At 62.5% G+C, this 17,136-nt stretch carries 12 protein-coding genes and 1 pseudogene; 5 read left to right on the forward strand and 8 right to left on the reverse strand.

All coding sequences use genetic code 11. The features are described 5' to 3' along the window. Positions 1-234 precede the first annotated feature (234 nt). The 5 genes from I2I05_RS22240 to I2I05_RS21530 form a co-directional block, all read right to left on the reverse strand. Positions 235-3,378: a T9SS type A sorting domain-containing protein gene (locus tag I2I05_RS22240; RefSeq protein WP_196284333.1), complete on the reverse strand. Its 3,144-nt coding sequence runs from the start codon at positions 3,376-3,378 to the stop codon at positions 235-237. 470 nt (positions 3,379-3,848) lie between these two features. Further along, on the reverse strand, positions 3,849-4,682 hold the full coding sequence (locus I2I05_RS21515) for a metallophosphoesterase family protein (protein ID WP_196284334.1): 834 nt from the start codon (positions 4,680-4,682) through the stop codon (positions 3,849-3,851). After that, positions 4,675-6,030, reverse strand: a complete 1,356-nt coding sequence (locus I2I05_RS21520; protein WP_196284335.1) for an SLC5/6 family protein — start codon at positions 6,028-6,030, stop codon at positions 4,675-4,677. The genes I2I05_RS21515 and I2I05_RS21520 overlap by 8 nt, the downstream gene beginning before the upstream one ends. 10 nt (positions 6,031-6,040) lie before the next feature. Then, the gene (locus I2I05_RS21525; protein ID WP_196284336.1) at positions 6,041-7,489 is read right to left on the reverse strand and encodes a SusD/RagB family nutrient-binding outer membrane lipoprotein; all 1,449 of its coding nucleotides are present in this window, start codon (positions 7,487-7,489) and stop codon (positions 6,041-6,043) included. A 16-nt stretch (positions 7,490-7,505) separates the two neighbouring features. Beyond that, a complete protein-coding gene (locus I2I05_RS21530) occupies positions 7,506-10,688 on the reverse strand; it encodes a SusC/RagA family TonB-linked outer membrane protein (protein WP_230688477.1) in 3,183 nt (1,060 codons plus the stop codon). A 186-nt stretch (positions 10,689-10,874) separates the two neighbouring features. Between I2I05_RS21530 and I2I05_RS22505 the strand changes: the two are divergent. Both I2I05_RS22505 and I2I05_RS21535 read left to right on the forward strand, forming a co-directional pair. Beyond that, positions 10,875-10,976: pseudogene (locus I2I05_RS22505) on the forward strand (IS481 family transposase); the annotation flags it as partial. Between the two features lie 314 nt (positions 10,977-11,290). After that, positions 11,291-11,860 (forward strand): hypothetical protein, encoded by a 570-nt coding sequence (locus I2I05_RS21535; RefSeq protein WP_196284338.1) that lies wholly within the window; start codon positions 11,291-11,293, stop codon positions 11,858-11,860. A 75-nt stretch (positions 11,861-11,935) separates the two neighbouring features. Here the strand turns inward: I2I05_RS21535 and I2I05_RS21540 are convergent, their stop codons facing one another. After that, a complete protein-coding gene (locus tag I2I05_RS21540; RefSeq protein WP_196284339.1) occupies positions 11,936-12,244 on the reverse strand; it encodes a DUF6881 domain-containing protein in 309 nt (102 codons plus the stop codon). A gap of 201 nt (positions 12,245-12,445) precedes the next feature. Between I2I05_RS21540 and I2I05_RS21545 the strand changes: the two genes are divergently transcribed. Then, positions 12,446-14,077 carry a MutS-related protein gene (locus I2I05_RS21545; RefSeq protein WP_196284340.1) on the forward strand — a complete coding sequence of 544 codons (1,632 nt, stop codon included), beginning with the start codon at positions 12,446-12,448 and terminating at the stop codon, positions 14,075-14,077. 204 nt (positions 14,078-14,281) lie between these two features. Here the strand turns inward: I2I05_RS21545 and I2I05_RS21550 are convergent, their stop codons facing one another. After that, positions 14,282-15,214 (reverse strand): alpha/beta fold hydrolase, encoded by a 933-nt coding sequence (locus tag I2I05_RS21550; protein ID WP_196284341.1) that lies wholly within the window; start codon positions 15,212-15,214, stop codon positions 14,282-14,284. 295 nt (positions 15,215-15,509) lie between these two features. On the opposite strand from I2I05_RS21550, the gene I2I05_RS21555 reads away from it, so the two are divergent. Beyond that, positions 15,510-16,043 (forward strand): hypothetical protein, encoded by a 534-nt coding sequence (locus I2I05_RS21555; protein WP_196284342.1) that lies wholly within the window; start codon positions 15,510-15,512, stop codon positions 16,041-16,043. Positions 16,044-16,116: 73 nt separating this feature from the next. On the opposite strand, the gene I2I05_RS21560 is transcribed toward I2I05_RS21555, so the two are convergent. After that, complete coding sequence (locus I2I05_RS21560; protein ID WP_196284343.1) at positions 16,117-16,488, reverse strand: hypothetical protein; 372 nt, start codon at positions 16,486-16,488, stop codon at positions 16,117-16,119. 58 nt (positions 16,489-16,546) lie between these two features. Between I2I05_RS21560 and I2I05_RS21565 the strand changes: the two genes are divergently transcribed. Further along, positions 16,547-17,062, forward strand: a complete 516-nt coding sequence (locus tag I2I05_RS21565) for a hypothetical protein (protein ID WP_196284344.1) — start codon at positions 16,547-16,549, stop codon at positions 17,060-17,062. The last annotated feature ends 74 nt before the right edge of the window (positions 17,063-17,136 follow it).

A 17,136-nucleotide genomic window follows, 5' to 3' on the forward strand; every position in this document is an offset into this window, starting at 1 on the left:
GGCCGGGGGCGCCCCGGGCCGGGGGCCGGTGCTGCCGGGCTCGTCGCTGGTGGCCTGGGCCCGGGCCGGGGCCGCGTGGAGCAGCAGCCCCGCGGCCAGGGTCAACCCGGCCAGGCGCCGGGCAAGGAAGTGAAAAGAACGCATAAACAAGAAGTTAACGGGGAAGAAAAGAGAAGCGGGGCCGGCGCCCGGGACCAAGACGGTCGGGGGCGCCAGCGGGCGCATAAGCAGTGACTAATTGATAACCAAGCGCTTGCTGACCACCTCGGCGCCGGCGTGCAGGCGCACGACGTAGACGCCGGCGGCCAGGCCGGCCGTGCGGAGGGTGCCGCTGGCCTGCCCGGCTTGCACCGTCAGGGCCGTCTCGCGCACGACCTGGCCCAGGGCGTTGCACACCGTGGCGCGGGCCGTGCGGGTGCCGGCGGCCACGGGCAGCGTCACCTGCACCGCGGCGGCCGGCCCGGCCGGGTTGGGGAACAGGGCCACCTGCGCCGCCGTCAGGGCCGGGGCCGCGGCCAGGGCCGTGGCCGGGGCAAAGACCAGGCGGTAGCGCGTGCTCAGGCCCGCCGGCAGCGTGACGGTGGTGGCGGGCTGGGCCGCCAGGTCCACTTGCTGGCCGGTGGCCGCGTCGTGCAGGTAGGCCACCTGCCCGGCCGGCAGGTGGGCGACGCGGACAGCGGTCAGGGTGTAGGTGCCGGCCGTGGGCACGCTCAGGCGCAGGGCAATGGCCGTGCCGGCGGCGAAGGCCGGGCGGCCGTCGATGGCCAGCGCCTCGCCCGTAGCCGAAACCGACGACAGGTTCAACCCCGACGGGTTGGCCAGTTTGGTGGCGTCGTAGCGCGCATCCACGCCGGCCGTGGCCTGGGCGTCGGCGTACAGCGTCACCTGGTCCGTGCCCGTGCCGGCGGCGTTGCGCAGGCGCAGGCGCACCACCGGGCGGCGGTCGTTGCCGCCGCGGCCGAAGGCCGGCTGGGCGCCGAAGGCGGTGACGCGGTTGTCGTTGGTCAGGCGCAGCGTGCCGGGGGTGCCGGCCGCGGTGGTGCGCACGAAGAAGCCCTGCCCGGCGGGGATGAGGGGGCTCGCCTCCTGGTCGTCGGGGCCCTCGGCCAGGTAGGTGCGGTAGGTGCCGTCGTAGGGGCCCGAGCTCTGCACCACGTACACGGCCGCGTCCAGGTGTTGCAGGTGGTCGCGGTCCAGGGCGCCCTGCGTGAGGGTGCGCCAGTCAAGGGGCGAAGGATAGGGGTTGCCCAGCAAATGCCAGCCCATGCCTACGCCCGTGCCCTGCGCGTTCTGGTCGCGGTCCAGGCCGGCGCGCGTCACATTGCCGGTGGTGAACTGACCCGTGAAGTCGACCAGGAGGTTGCCCGGGGCCTGCACGGCATAGCCCCGACCCACTTCCAGGAGCTGCGAACCGCTGGTGATGGCCTCGAAGCCCTTATCGAAGTTCGTGTAGTTGCTCGGGCTGGTCGGGATGCGGTCCTGGTTGTAGGCAAACACCGTGGGGAAGGGCGTGACGCTGCCCGGCGTAGCCGAGCCGTTGTAGGCCGCGGCCCCGCTAAAGTTCGGGGAATAGGAACCGGCAGCCAGCGTGTTGAAGGTCTCGGCCTGGACGGGCGAGCTGTAGTGGCGGTAGCCATTGCTCTCCGTATTGGTCTCGATGTGACGCTGCATCGTGCCGGTCAGGCCGCTGACGATGCCCGTACCTGTATTCGCAATGAGGGCCGTGCCGCTCGCGTTGGAGAGCAGGGTGAGGGCCTGGCCGTTGAGTACTAGGTTGCCGGCCCCGCCCACGGCGAGGGTACGCCGGATGGCCACGGCCTGGCTCAGCGTCACGTTGAGCGCATTGGTGGTGGTCAGGTTACGCACAGTAGCGGGCAGGCCCGGGCCGGTAACTTGGGCAGCCGTGCCGGTGTAGCTATAGGAGGCATCGTCGGAGAAGCTGCGCGCTCCAGTGGTCTGGATGGGGCCCGTGGCACCAGTCAGGGCAATGCCGTCAGCATCACAGCTAGCTAGCGTGCCCCCGGCCGCCAGTGTGAACGTGCCCGCCCCGCTGAGGGGGTAGCAGCTCGTGCCGGAAGCGGTGTTGAGGATGCCGCCATCTTGCACCACGAACGCCCCGCTCACGGAGATGTTGCCGGTAAGGGCACCAATGCCCCCATCCTGAATCGTGATGTTGCGGTAGAAGCCAGCTGGTATGTCTTTGGCGTCGCTTATCACCAGGTCGGTTTCGGTCGTGTTCAGTAGCACCCCCACTTTGCCGACGGTAGCGCTGCTGGTAATGGCCGCAGCGATGTCGGCGCGGCCGTCGGCGTTGAAGTCGCCCACTGCCACGCCGCGGGCACCAGCGCCAACCGCGTAGCTGGTGGCGTCTCCGAAGCTGCCCGTGCCCGTGCCTCGCAGTACCAGCACGATGGTGCCAACTTGGGGCGACACCGCCAAGTCGGGCTTGCCATCGAAGTCGAAGTCGCCCACCGCTACGCTGCTAGGACTACCCGAGTCAATACTGTAGCCAACGGCCGCCGCGAAACTGCCCGAGCCCGTGTTCAGCAGCACCGCCACGGTGCGGGAGCTGTTGGCCACGGCCAGGTCGGGCTTGCTGTCGCCGTTAAAGTCGCCCACCGTCACGTAGTTGTTGCTGCTACCAGGGGCACCGACCGCGTAGTTGACGGCTGTCCCGAAGCTGCCCGTGCCTGAATTCAGCAGTACCGACACCAAGGAGCCGCTGTTGGCCGTAACCAGGTCGGGCTTGCCATCGCCGTTGAAGTCGCCCACTGCCACGGTGACGGGAGTAGTGCCGGCCGCATAGGGGACGGCGGCCGCGAAGCTGCCCGTGCCCGTGTTCAGCAGCACTGCTACGCCATTACCTTTGGCGGCGGCAATGTCGGCTTTGCCATCGCCGTTGAAGTCGCCCACCGCCACGCCGCCGATAGTGCCGCCGACTGAGTAGTTGACGGTCGCCGCGAAGGTGCCGGTGCCTAAATTCAGCAGCACCGACACGCTGCCACCCCGACGGTTGGCCGTGACCAGGTCCGGCTTGCTATCGCCGTTGAAGTCGCCCACCGCCACACGAAAGGCTTCCGAACCGGCTGGGAGTGCGTAGTTCGTGGCTGCCGCGAAGCTGCCCGCGCCCGTGTTGAGCAGCACCGACACGGCGGTGGCGGGAATGCCGTTGGCCGTGGCCAGGTCGGGCTGGCCATCGCCGTTGAAGTCGCCCACCGCCACGTCTTGGGAAGTAGCACCGGCCCCGTAGTTCGCGACTGGGGCGAAGGTGATGGCCTGCCCAAAGGCGGCCGGGGCTAGCCCCAGGCTCAGGGCCAGCAGGGCGGCCGGGCGGGTGCCGCCCGGCAGGGGTATCAAAGAGGAGAAGTGTTTCAACATCAATAGGGAAAAAGAATAAAAAAGAGAAGCGATTGACGCCCGTTCACACGGTCCCGCAAAGGTCGACCCAGATAACAGGCGGCGGTATCGCATGAACATGTGAATTTTCAGGTCTTTACACCACTGGTCATGCGGGCCTGACGAAGGGTTGAATAGGGTAGACGAAGGGCAGCCGGCCGTCCACTCCCGTTAAGGAAGGCAGCTAAAACAGCGGTGCACTTGCTCAGGGGCTAAAGCAGCCATAAGCTAGCATCTGACGAAGAACATGTCCGATCGGATTTCCCGCCCATGCGGTAGTGCTCCTGCCCAAAGGAGGAGTTTACGAAACTCATCCCTTTGGCGCGTTTCGTAAACGAGGAATCGTAGACGAGTTTCTTAAACTCTCCCGGCCCTATTGAGGTCACTTTGCCGCAGGGCGCAGGCCTGCGAAGGTGGTTCATTAAAAGGAGCCTTTTAATTCGTTAGCATTCCTAATGCAGCGTAATGGCCCGGCCCTGTAAAGCCTTCTCGTCCGTTGGCAAAATCTCGCAGTTATCCCAGATGCCCGTTAGGAGCGTGTGCGCATAGGAATCGGGGAGCCCATTGGCCCGCATTAACTCATGAGCCCTGCCGTTGTCGTAAGTAAAGGCGTGAAAGGTGTAGCTAAACCGGCCGTTGGTATCATCGAGCAGCAGATACCAGACCCGCGGGGTGCCATCGTTGGCGGGCATCCCAATCACGCCTGCGTTCAGCCAGCAGTGCCCCGCACGCGCATCGACAAAGGGTAGTCCGGCGTGGCCGGCCAGGAGCACCTCGGCCCCGGTAGCGGCAAAGCTGCTTTCTTTCACCGGCCAGGGGGTGGAAGCGAACACAAAATCGGCGATGCCGGTGGACGCCCCGTGCAGCACGGCGACCGCCTTGCCCGCATACCGGAAAAACAGTTGGAGCGGCAGGTTACTCAGCCAGGCGACCGAGCCGGCCGATAGGCTCCGCACCGCGTAGGGAAACCAGGCGCGGGACAACAGGTCACACCGGCTGCCCTCGGCGAAGTTGCAGCCGCAGTCGTCTTCGCCCCGGATGATATTCTGTTCCACGTTGCCCTGGATGACGTGAACCCCCCAGCTTTTCACAAACTGCACCGAGGCTTCGGGTTGGGCGCAGTAGCCCACGATGTCGCCGGTGCAGATGATGTTGCCCGCTGGAATCTGCAGCTGGTCGGCAATGTCTTTCAGTGACTCCAGGGCCTGGAAGTTCGAGTAGGGCCCGCCGAAAACGAGCAGCCGGCCGCTTCGCGTGCCGAGATCTTTGGGGAGTGGGCTATCCATGAGAAGGCTTTTTGCGGAGAAGCGTACAGAGGCCGAATACCCCGAAACAGAAAGCCGACGAAATCAGGTTCGTGCTGAGCAGCCCCCCGTATTTGCCGTCGCCCAAGTGCAGGGTATCGGGCAGGGGAAACAGCGTCAGCAAACCGCCCAGCACCAGCCCCCCCACGACCGACAGGTGGAAGGCAAGGCGCGGCACGGGCACGTTCCAGAACAAAAACACGGGTGCCAGGCCCAGCACCAGCGTGCCGCTGATGGTCGTCGCCGACAGAATGGCGGGGTTGAAAAACACCGGGATGGTGCCCAGTACCGTCAACACCACCATGGCCCACCGCCCTCTCGACACGCTGGGCACGGCCGCTTTGCTCAGGTCAACACTGATTAGCTTGGAAAAGGAGGCCATGGCCGAATCGAGGGTCGACGAGGCCGAAGTAACCATGATGAGGTTCATGAGCAGCAGCATGGGCACCCCGAAGTACCGCGCCACGGCCACCGGGGCTTCGCCGGTCAGGCCGTTGAGCTTGGCGAAGATTCCCACGAAGCTGAAAAAGATGATGCAGCCCGCGCCGATGGCCCCAGCCCAGAGGTACGACCTGAGCGTCGTGCGCGTATCGGAGATAAACCCCCGGTCGGTGAGCACCGGGTCGTGAAAGGGGTAGCTGAAACACTGCACCAACGCCACCAGCAGCAAATCGACGCCCTGCCCCAAGGTCCATTCCCCGCTGCGCAGGAAGGGCTGCAGGCTACCCCCGTACTGCGGCAGGATAAAACCCAGAATAACCGTGAGCAACACCACAAAGAGCGACAGCTGAATCACGTCGGTCATAATCGAGCTGCCCATGCCGCCCTTGAGCGTGTAGGCCAGCGTGAGCAGGGTGAACACCACAATGGCTACGTAGTATGCGGTGGTGCCCTGCGCGCCAAAGTAAGAGCCGATGACGATGGTGTTGGACCAGATTTCGTTGTACAGCCGAATGATAATCAGGAAGGTAAAGACAACCACCGCCCCCGCGCCATATTTCGATTCCAGAAAATGGTGGATGCTGCGGTAGCCCCCCTTGTTGCGCATGGAGACGATGACGAAACCGGCTACCAGAAACGACAGGTAATACCCCGCGTAGGCCACGCCCCCCACCAGCCCGAAGCTTTGGCCCAGGTTGGCGGCATTGGTAATCGACTTGGCAAACAGCCAGGAGATGACCAGACTACTCGTCAGGAAAACAGCATTGGGGGTTCGCTCCTTGCGGGCGCCTCTGAAAAATTCGGCCGCGGTCCGGGACAGCGGCGATACCAAAAACAGCGTAATGCTGGAGGCCAGGACCAACGCCCATTGCCACAAGGTTGTACTCATACGGGGGTAATCAGCGAGCCCACCATACGGGCGCGTTGACGCTGTTATTTTGGGTGTTGTCGGCCGCTTTTTTGTATTGCACCGCGTTCAGCGCACTTTCCGTGGCGGGGTAGGGCATTCGCTTGGGAATCAGCCCGTTGTTAAGGCTTGCCGAAATCGTTTTTAGGCGGGGAAAACCCGTCCGGCGGTACTCGGTCCAGCCTTCGTAGCCGTTGTTGATGTTGGCTAGCCATTTCTGCGTCAGTATCTGCTCGATGGGGTCCTGACCATTCTGACCGTAAGCCACCGGGCTGCTGGTGAGGTAGCTGGCGGGCAGCGTCGTTCCCCAGTAGGCAAACGACTGGGCAACGCCCTGCTCATACAAGGTCCTCGCCGATGCGGACACCAGATTACGCTCGGCGGCTTCGGCCAGCCAGAAACTGGTTTCGCCCGCGGTCATGTAGTTGGCCGATAATCGGTCCGAGCTTTCCCGAAAGATGGTTCCCGTCAACGAGTAATCGGCCAGCGAAATAGAGAGTTTTGAGGCATCAGGACCGTTCAACAGACCTTTGTAGGTGCCCGGATTGGCCGCCGTGGGTCGAAAATACGTCGCTATCCGGGGGTCGCTCAGTCCCGTAAGCAGCTCCTCGCTGGTTTTGGACATGATAAACAGGTTGAAATCACCAACACGGGCGGTCGCCATGCGGAAATTGTTGGGCTGCGCCAGCGAAAATCGGTACACGGCATTGTCCGCATTCGTCCGGATATAATTGCCTTCGGTCACGACTTTTTGAAGGGCAACCTGCACGTTTATCTTCCCTGATATACGCATCAGGTATTTAATCTTCAGGGAGTTGGCAAATAGTATCCATTTGCTGCGGTTGCCATTATAGATTATATCACCGTCGAGCAGCGTAACCCCTTTGTAATTATTGATAGAGGCGATGCCCTTGTCCAAGTTGTCGAGGATGCCGCCGGGCGCCGTGTAAATGGACTCCTGCGTGTCGTAGGCCGGCGCAATCACCCCCGCTTTCCCTTGCAGCGCTTCGCTGTAGGGCACGTCGCCGTACAGGTCCGTCAGCGAGGCGGCCAGGTAGGCTTTCAGTATCAGGGCCGGTCCTTCGTACACCGCGAAAGCGGGATTCGCGCGCGCTTTTTGCAGCACAATCTCGTTGTCCCGCAGATTGCTGTACAGAAACGGCCAGGGGTTGCCGCCGTACTGCGGTTCGCTCAGGCTGTGCCGGTCAAACAGGTTGAAGTCGATGGCCGTGAAGTACTGCCCCAGTAGGTTGCCCGCCACGAAGCCTTCGTAGGACATCTGTTCGCCGTAGTCAAAGATGATTTTGCGTAGCAGGAGCGACGGTTGCACGTCGACCGGCGCGTTGGGATTCGTGTTGATTTCCTCGAAGCCGTCCGTACAGGCGGGCAAAAAGCCCGCCAGGGCACTCAGCAGCAGGACGCTATATAATTTCCGTTTCATGTTCGGGTGGTAGGGCTTAAAAGTTCGCGCTTAGTTTCAAGCCCACGTTGCGGGTAGTGGGGTAGGTCATGTCCTCGACGCCCGTCTGCAGTTGATTTTGCTGGAACGAGGTCTGCTCGGGGTCGAAGTGCGGGATGTGCGAGAGGGCCAGCAGGTTCCGTCCCACCAGGGCAATGGTCAGCTGCTGCGTGCGCAGCTTTTTGGCCAACCAGGCCGTTTGGGGCACGCTGTAGCCAATGGTAAATTCCCGCAGCTTCACATACGAGGCATCGTAGGTATTATTCTCCTCGTGGTTCCGGTCGTAGTACATCCGGTAGTAGGTTTCAGCCGGAATGGCGCGGGTATTGGGCTGGTAGTTTGGGTTTTCGGCGGTGCCGGTATTCACCACGCCTTTGGCCACGATGCCCGCATCGGGCCGGTCGGCCGTTTCAATCAACTGACCCGCCACGCCGGCCAGGGCCAGCGTGCGCGATACCAGAATGCCGCCCTGCCGCCAGTCAAGCAGAAAGCCTAGGTTCCAGTTGCCGACGCTGAACTGGTTCGACAGGCCTACTACGAAGTCGGGGTTGTAGTTACCCAACTTCTTCAGGGTGTTGTCGGCAATGTACTGCCCGTTGCTGCCCACCACGAAGTCGCCCTGTGGGCTGCGCAGGTAGCCCGTTCCCCACATGTCGCCCAGGCGGTCGCCCTGCCGCACCTGGTACCACACCGTCTGGTTCACGTTGTCGTAGATGCGGTTGTAGCCCAGTGTCAGGGTGCCGGCTTCTGAGGGCAGGGACACCACGGTGGTCCGGTTCCGGCTGAAATTCAGGTTCACATTCCACCGGAAGCGGCTCGTCTGCACGGGCGTGGCGTTCACCACCGCCTCGATACCCCGCGACCGCACCTCCCCGCCGTTGATGACCCGTTCGCTGTAGCCCGTCGGGATGGCAATGGGCAGCGACAGAATCTGATTGCTGGTGCGGGAATCGTAATAGGTCAGGTCGAACCCCAGCCGGTCGTTGAGGAAACGCACATCCGCCCCGACTTCCAGCGAGGTAATCGACTCCGGTTTCAGGTTGGTGTTGGCAATGGTGCTCTGGTCGCTGAACGCCGGCTGCGAAAAAACCGGGTTCCGGGCGTTGTATACCCCCGCAGTCTGATAGGGACTGGTGTCGTTGCCGACGTTGGCGGCGCTGGCCCGTACTTTGGCAAAGGACACGTCCGCGGGCAGTTGGAACTGGTTCGACAGCACCCAGCTGGCCGATACTGACGGGTAGAAAAAGGACGTGTTGGCCGTAGAGCTTGGCGTAGCCAGGGCGCTCGACCAGTCGTTCCGCCCGGTGATATCCACAAACAAGAGGTCCTTATAACCCAGCTTGGCCAGGGCATACAGGCTGTTGATGCGCTTGCGGCCGCTCTGCTGGTACACCTCTACCGGCGAGGCGGCGTTGTTGAGCTTGAACACGCCCGGCTGTGCCAGCGTCAGGGCCTGGTATTGGTCGAACGAGGTCTGCTGGTCCAGGCGGTTGCCGCCGGCCGATACGTCGAGCGACAGCGGCCCCAGGCTGCGGGCGTAATTCAGCAGGAAGTCGGTGTTGATTTCCCGGAAAAACACGCCGTTTTCGGCGTACGCGCCGCTCTTGAAGCGGTTGCTGCTGAAGGCCCGCCGAAACTGGCGGTCCTCATTGGAGTAGTCCATGCTGCTACGCACCATCAGCGTCAGGCTATTGGCCAATTCGGCCGTGAGGGCCAGATTGCCGATGAGCCGGTCGCGGGTAAACGAATTCCGGTTTTCGTAGAGCGTAAAATAGGGGTTGTCGAAGAAGGTATAGTTGTAAGAAAATTGCTGAATGCCCTCCAGCCCCGGCTGCCAGTACTGCTTCATGGGGTTGACATCGGTTTGGCGGCCCAGCCAGGCACTCAGGGCGTAATTGGTGTTTTCCGAACCGTACTTGGTGGCGGGGCGGTTTTTGCTGCCGCTGTTGATGTAGTTGAGCGAGGAGTTGACCTTCAGCCACCGGGTCGGGTCAAACTGCAGCCGGGCAGCCAGGGTTTTGCGCTTGAGGTCCACCCCCGGAATAATCGACTGGCTGTTGAGGTCCGTGAAGGAAAGCCGGTAGCTGCCTTTATCGTAATCGCCCGAAACCGCCAGGTTGTTGATGGCCGTATGCCCCGTCTGGTAAAAATCCTTCAGGTTGTCGGGGTGCGACACAAACGGGGTCGGGGTGATGGGGAGTCCGCTGTAGAGCCGCGTATCGGCTCCGCGCACCACCCGGCCGTCGGGCAGGGTCACGGGGCTGTCGTACTGCGGGGTCAGCACGCCCGCGTCCAGCTTAGGGCCGTAGCTGTAGGTGATGTTGTCGTTGACACCTCCGCCCAGGCCGTCGCCGTACTTGAATGCCCCGCTATTGCCCTGCCCGTAGGTGTTCTGAAAGCGGGGTAGCTGAAACGGCCGCTCGGCGTAGAAGGTGCTGTTGAAGCTCACGCCAATGCCTTTGCCCGCCGACGAACCGTCTTTGGTGGTAACCAGGATAACCCCATTGGAGGCACGGGTTCCATAGAGAGCCGCCGCGCTCGGTCCTTTCAGCACCGACACCGACGCCACGTCGTCGGGGTTGATTTCCCCAGCCCCGTTGCCAAAATCGATTTCCTGAAACCCGTTGGCATCGTCGTTGACGCGGTTGACCACCGTGGCGTTGTTTATCACAATGCCGTCGACCACAAAGAGGGGATTATTGTTGGTGAAGGACGATTCGCCCCGGATGGTGATGCGCGACGATGCCCCCACCCCGGTTGAGCCGGCCGTGACCAGGACGCCCGCCACCTTGCCCGCCAGATTGTCGAGGAAGTTTGCCGCCTTCACCTCGCTGACCTGCCGGCCCTCTACCTTCTGCACCGCGTAGCCCAGGCTCTGGGCGTTGCGCTCCAGCCCCAGCGCCGTTACGACGACCTCATTGAGGGCAAGGCCCGCCACCAAGTTAACCGTCAGGTTGGTTTGCCCCGTGTACTGAATTTCCTTCGATTTGTAGCCCAGGGACGAAAAAACCAGTATGTCGGCTGGCTGCAGATTGGTCAGCGTGAACGTTCCCGTGGTACTCGTGAGCGTACCCGCCTGCGTGCGTTTTACCTGCACGGTGGCACTTGGTATCGGTTGGGAAAAGGTGCTGTCTACCACCTGCCCGGTAAGTTTCTGGGCAACTGCCGAAACGGATAACAAGGAAAAAACGGCAACGAGTAGTAGTAGTAGTAGTAGTATTGGTCGCATTTAGGCGGTATTCGAGGGGTAAATTTTTGGCAACCTACGGTCTCTGAGGGGGAAGTGGATGCATGAGATGAGATGCTCTAGGTGTACAGTCCTAGAGGGTGATGGGGTATTTTCCAGGCCTGAAATTCGCACTCACCGATGGGACAAGTACTCCACGGCAGCGCCCGCACGGCGGCAGCGATACGGCGCGCTATCCAACACCGCCAGGAAAGCCTGCAAAGTGTAGCCACCGGCAACGGCGGTAGGCGCCCGCGCGGGGCGCTTGAAGCCCGAGCGTCGCCGAAAGGTACGGGCCGGCCCCCGAACACCAGGGCATCGGTGGCGGGCCCTCGCCGGGCAGTGCGGCGCCCTCGACCGCAGGTGCACCCGGGTAGGAGTAGTTGCTGCTGAATCGCAGCGAATCCTGTTCACAAAAAGGGTCCGAATAGTAAAACGAGGGTTCACATCACACATCGTAGTGGGCCCGTGGTGCCGTCTGTGCCACTACTTTCGGGTCTGGTTGGCCGCGCGCCCTGAAATGCCTCACGCGTCCAGACAACCGTGCCCTTGCTCCGATGATGAACCCTTTCCTTTTTGCGCAGCGGATGAGCCCGTGGGCCGTGGGGCTGCTGCTGGCCGCCTCTTGCCAGCAGCAGCCGCCGGTTCAGCAGTATTCCGAAGTGGAAGTCGTGTATCGATTCCATTGCCAGACCACCCTGCAGCTCACGAAACCAGCAACCATACCGGTTGAAATAGCCCCGCGGTTCCGTCGATTTCCTACCGAAACCGAGGCCAACAACTTTCGGTTTCGACACGAACGCCTGCTGCGGTTCGTCGACCTGGAGGCAGACACGGTGGTCCGGCACGCCTTGCGCGCGGACTGCCTCGCCACGCCCAATGAGTCCAAAGAAATTGCGGTTTTACGCCACCAAGTAGCGGTGCTGAGCAACAAAACGGACCTGCGCCCCCCGGATGAGAAAGGCGCGCCCGTTCGCTTGGCGTTCTCCGCGTCCTGTACCCCCGGCGATGGCCGAAACTATTACTACGTGGAGACCATCGTGGCGCGCCTCCGGTATTCGCGCGGGGATGTGTACGTGGTGCGTAATGGCGCCGTAGAACGCACGGTCAACGTGTGGATGACGTAGCGTAGCGTTGGTTAAAGGGGAAAGAGGCACTCCTACGCGTTCAGCGAAAGGGTCCAAAAAGCAAAAGGGAGCGGTTCAATTTTCTGCCGGGCTGAAGCCTTTCCACACCTGTTCAAAGGTGGCGCGGTCGATTTCCTGTGCCGTGAACTCTTCCGCTTCCTGAATGGTGGCCAGCGCCGGCACGGGTACGGTTCCCAAGCCTTCGGGCTGGGCGGTGCTCCAGCATTTCCACGCCCCCGTTGCATACCGCTCCAGTTTGCGCGTTTCGAAGCGGTCGGCATCGAGCTCCGACCAAATTTCCACCGGATAGTTCGGTGCTTCGTGCCGCCACTGAACGTTGAGGTAGTACATCACAGCTGTTGAGACAGGAAAGATAGTAGCCACTATCGTTCAGCGAAACGGTCGGAAAAGCGAAAGTTGTGGAAGGCTGATAAGGCTAGGTTATTATCTGTAATGCTTCTCCTGAGCTGACGATACAGTCTGCATCGTTTTTTACCAGCCTTCCTTCGCTACCTTTCCCGCTGCCCGTAGCTACGAGCGGCACCCCCTTCCCTGCTCACGCCCCGGTAGCTACCCCTTCTTCTCATGTGGACTTCTTCCCGCACGCGCTTACGCCGCCTGGAGGCGGCCTGGCACCAGCCGGCTGCGCGCTCCTCCCACCCCTCCTTGGTCGCCCGCTACTACGACCACGTTCAGCACGAGCCCGCGTACCAGCGCCTGCCGGACCAAACCTGGGCGGACCTGAACGGCGACTTGCTCTTTGGACGGCTCGATGCCACGGTGAGCCCGGTCGGCCAGCAGTGCCTGTACCACCGGTTGCGCAGCCCGCTTGCCGACGCGGCCCCCTTGCACGCGTTTGATGCCGCCGCGGCCCTGCTGGCGCAGGACCCCGTGGCCCGCGGGCACGCCTTGCTCGCCCTCGACCAGCTGACGGCCGACGAGGCGTACTACCTGACCGATTTGGTTAGCGGCGAGCCCCTCCCCGCGTTGCCCGGCGCTCGCTTCGCGCCGGGGCTCGCGCTGGGGCTGTTGGCCACGCTGCTCGGGGGCTTTTGGCTCCCCGTGCTCTGGGTGGGTACGCTTGCGTTGGCCCTCACCAACGCGGTGTTTCATCTCTGGCAGCGCCAGCGGATTAATAACTGTGTGCGCCCGCTGCTGCAACTGGGCCGCTTGCGTCGGGCGGGCCAGGCGCTGCAGCGGGCGGCCCTGCCCCTGCGGGCGCTGCCGCCGCTGGCCGCGCCCCTGGCCCGGCTGCGGGCCCTCATGTGGCAAGTCGCGTTCTTTCAGGTGGAAGACAACTTGCTGGTGCTCGAACTGCTCAAGATGCTGCTGCTGCTCGACGTGCTGCTGTATGGCCGTTGCCGGGTGGCCGTGCAGCAGCAGGCGCCCGCGATTCGGACGGTTTTTGAGGCCGTCGGCTACGTCGATTGCGCCTTAGCGGTGGCCAGCTTCCGCCAGCGCCACGCCACCTGCGTGCCCCACTTTGGGCCGGCGGCCGAAGGCATCCAGCTGCAAGGCGGCTACCACCCGCTGGTACCGGGGTGCGTGCCCAACGACCTGACCCTGGCCGGGCCGGGCGTGCTGCTTACGGGCTCGAACATGGCGGGCAAAACCACCTTCATGCGCACGCTGGGCGTGAACGCCCTGCTGGCCCAGACGGTCGCCACGTGCCCGGCCACGGCCTACCGCGCCCCGTTTTGCCGGGTGCTCACCAGCCTGAGCCTGGCCGACAGCCTGCCCACGGGCAAAAGCTATTACCTGGTCGAAGCCGAAACCATGCGGGAGCTGCTGGCGGCCTGCGACGCGGCCCCCGGCAGCTACCTGCTGCTGCTGGACGAGCTGTTCAAGGGCACGAACACGCAGGAGCGCATCGCCGCCAACCAGGCCGTGCTGGCCTACTTGCAGCCGCGTAGCTGGGTCGTGGCGGCCACCCACGACGGGGAGCTGGGCGCGCTCTTGCCATCGTGCTACGTCGAATACCACTTTTGCGAGACCGTCACGGCGGACGACTGGTACTTCGACTTCCGCCTCAAAGCTGGTCCGCTCACCACGCGCAACGCCATTCGATTGCTGGCGCGCCTGCACTACCCGGCGCAAGTAGTCGCCGCCGCGCAGGCGCTCAGCGCCACGCTGGCGACCCGGGCGCACCCAACCCGGCCCGGAGAACGTCGTTCGGTGGCTGATTCGACCAAGCAGGAGGAGCATGCATTGGGCTAAATTTCTCGTTATAAAGACGACCCTGCATCGAGCGCTGAATTACGTGTTGTAAACGACGACCGTTTACAACACGTAATTCAGCGCCCCAGCAATGTTTACACAAACGGTTAGTTACTTAAAGCCCCGGTCCTGCGAAAGGGCCGGGGCTTTTTTGTACCTGGAAGCCCGGGCCGCCAACGTGCTTCCGTCCGGTTCCTCGCCGGACTACCGCCCCTGTTTCCGCCGCGCCGACAGCAGCCAGATGCCGCCGGCCAGCAGTGCCAACGCGGCCCCCGCGACGGCGGCTTTGGCCAACGCCGGGGCCGGCACGGCGGGTCTCGCCCGGGCAATGGAGGCGTCCGTGAAGGGCTGCCGGTTGGTGACGGCCAAAATCAGGCGCGTGGCTTCGGCGGGCTGGTCCCACTGCGGAAAGTGGCCGCACTGCTCAAACCAATACAGGCGGGCGTCGGGGAATTTCGCCAGCGCCAGGGCCGACTGGCTCGGCAAACACACCCGGTCCTGCCGGCCCCAGCCGATGACCAGCGGCTCGGGAATGCTGCCCGTGGGCGCGGGCCGCTGCACTTCGCCGTGCGCCAGCTGGTCGAGCAACTCGTCGAAGGCGGGCGAGTGGGCGAAGGTGTGCATCTCGTCGATGGCCTGCTGCGAATCCACCGCCCAGGGGCGGGCTGAAAACTGCGGCAACAACACCGTGCGGCCCACCGCCGAGCCGGCCAGGGCGGGCATCACCGGCTGCAGGGCCTTCACCAGCTTTACCGACACGTCCACCGAATGGTAGAAGAACGGAATCTGCCAGCCCTGCCAGAATCCGCCCGGGTCCAGCGACACCACGGCACCCAGCACCCCGCCGCGCCGGGCCAGCTCCAGCACCAGCCGCGCGCCCATCGAGCTGCCCACGGCATCAATGCCGAGCAGGTCGTGGTGGGTGAGAAAGCCGGTGAGTGCATCGGCAAACGTGCCGATGGAGTTCAATCCGGTTAGCTTGGGGGTTTCGCCGTGGCCGGGCAAGTCCACGGCGATGACGTCGCGCTCGGCGGCTAGCGCGTCGATGATGGTGTTCCAGGACCGCCAGCTGCCGCCAATGCCGTGAACCAGTAACAGGGGGCGGCCGGTGCCGCGGCGGACAAAATGCAACTCCATAAACGGAAGAAGGAAAACGGGTGAAACAGAACGTACAGCCCTGTAACAGCTGGCCCCCCGAAACGGCTGAACGAGGCCGGCCCAAAAACGAAATACGGCCCCTACGGGCCGCACGCCGCGGGTTAGTGCCCGGGCCTTCCCATGGCCCGCGGCAGGCCCGTCACTTTCACGGCCCTTTTCGGGCCCCTTCCCGTACGGCCGGTTACGGTCGGCTTTAAGTTGCCTCTTCACCAACGCAACCACCTGCACCTAGTTCTGCAACAGCCACGGTGCATACAGCAAAACGAGCGTAATTATGTCCTTTCCGGCGCATCACTTTGCCATCTGCATGCCCTTTATTCGACTTTCGAGCCGCGTGACGCTGTTCTACAAATTGATTATTCCTCTCGTCGGCCTGCTGGCGTTGGGCGTCTATGCTGGCGCCATTGTCGCCCATCAGTGGCCTTGGGAATTGCACGGGGTATTATTGGGTGCTCTGGGTGCATTGCTGGCCCTGTTTACCGGCATGACCGCGTTGCCTATCCGCCACGTTGAGTACAACGAAGAGTTCATCCGCATCCGCAATTATGGCGCTGCGCAGCTCTTTCCCGTCCAGGAATACCGGCTGTTGGAACCCGCCTACTTCGTCCTGATGCGCCTGCGCCTCGTCGGCCGAAGTTTTCTGTTTTTGGGTAATTTCCCTGGCTTGCTTGGCAATGTCGTGAACAACCCGGCGGGCGCGCTCAATGACTCGTTAGAACCTGCCTCCGTCAACGTGGCGCGCCGAACATTACAAGCGGCTGCCCAGCGGGCGCGTCATGAGCAGAACTCACAGGCTCGCACCTACTAGCCAATGGCTTCAAGCCGTTCAAGAAAACGGTCCGAATTGTAAAAGGGGGGTATTAATGCCTAAGGAGCCTCGTTCACGGCTCATGAAACTCTGCCGTTGCTAGACCGCTGGTATGCAGGCAGTTTTGCAGCCACGCCAATACTGCCAGCTCCTGCTCTCCTGTGGCGGTGTGCAGGAGCAAGTACAACTTCTGGTTCGTTAAGCAAAGCAAAAAGTCTTCCTCCCAAACAGGCGGCACCCCAGCCGCATAGGCGTAACCCAAGACGTGGGTTTGCTCATCCTGTTCGGCACGCAGCAACGGCCACGTTGGGGGACGTTTTAAGCATGTGAGCAGGCGTTGCAGTGTTGGGAAAGCCAGTGGCGGCGTAAAGGATGATTCCTGCTCAAAACTCATGGTCAAAGCTACTTCCTCCCGCTTGATTCGTTCAGCGAAAGGGCCCGACAAGTAAAACGAGCGTATTTGTGCTCTGCGAACCAGCTGTTCCCCTGTGTACCTTACCCGGATGAATTTTGCCGCTCCTGTTTTCGCTGGTGGTCTCATCCTGCTCCTGGCCTCGTGCAGCGAATTGCCCCCGGAAGACCAAGCATTTAAACAGCGGTTCGTGGCCGCGGTCAGTCCCATTACGGATCGGCCGGTGAACGACACCCTCCCGCTGGACCTGGCGACGGTGACCCCCTTCGCGTGGGACACCGTGTATGTGTTTTCCTCCACGGCCACCTTGGAGACGATCAACCGGTCCCTCGGCCAGCGGTGGCCCGGGGACGAAAACATGCACGAGGACGACAATTTGTGGGTGTTTACGCAGCGGGGCGCCATCGTGAATTACCTCGAGTTTCGGGGCTTTAATTACCAGCAAGAACCGCACTTTGTGCATTTCAAGGGGCATTTCAACCTGGGCGAACTCTTCACGCCGGCCACTGCCAAATTCAGCGTGATCCGACGGAGCATCTCCCCGAAGCGAATCGAGATATTCGGGCCGCCGGACAGCAAAATCATCACCCGGCCGGGTCGAAAGTGAGGTGGTCTAGCTAAGCCGGACACAATTGGGACGTGGTTTGGAGTTGGGATTCGAAGTGGTTGGGCGATTGATAG

It is taken from the genome of Hymenobacter jeongseonensis (assembly GCF_015694725.1).
Taxonomy (GTDB): domain Bacteria; phylum Bacteroidota; class Bacteroidia; order Cytophagales; family Hymenobacteraceae; genus Hymenobacter; species Hymenobacter jeongseonensis.

What these genes read in the sequence shown, in the direction of transcription:
- I2I05_RS22240 (WP_196284333.1), bottom strand. Translation starts at nt 3,378, where the DNA reads ATGTTGAAACACTTCTCCTCTTTGATACCCCTGCCGGGCGGCACCCGC.
- I2I05_RS21515 (WP_196284334.1), bottom strand. Translation starts at nt 4,682, where the DNA reads ATGGATAGCCCACTCCCCAAAGATCTCGGCACGCGAAGCGGCCGGCTG.
- I2I05_RS21520 (WP_196284335.1), bottom strand. Translation starts at nt 6,030, where the DNA reads ATGAGTACAACCTTGTGGCAATGGGCGTTGGTCCTGGCCTCCAGCATT.
- I2I05_RS21525 (WP_196284336.1), bottom strand. Translation starts at nt 7,489, where the DNA reads ATGAAACGGAAATTATATAGCGTCCTGCTGCTGAGTGCCCTGGCGGGC.
- I2I05_RS21535 (WP_196284338.1), top strand. Translation starts at nt 11,291, where the DNA reads ATGATGAACCCTTTCCTTTTTGCGCAGCGGATGAGCCCGTGGGCCGTG.
- I2I05_RS21545 (WP_196284340.1), top strand. Translation starts at nt 12,446, where the DNA reads ATGTGGACTTCTTCCCGCACGCGCTTACGCCGCCTGGAGGCGGCCTGG.
- I2I05_RS21550 (WP_196284341.1), bottom strand. Translation starts at nt 15,214, where the DNA reads ATGGAGTTGCATTTTGTCCGCCGCGGCACCGGCCGCCCCCTGTTACTG.
- I2I05_RS21555 (WP_196284342.1), top strand. Translation starts at nt 15,510, where the DNA reads ATGTCCTTTCCGGCGCATCACTTTGCCATCTGCATGCCCTTTATTCGA.
- I2I05_RS21565 (WP_196284344.1), top strand. Translation starts at nt 16,547, where the DNA reads ATGAATTTTGCCGCTCCTGTTTTCGCTGGTGGTCTCATCCTGCTCCTG.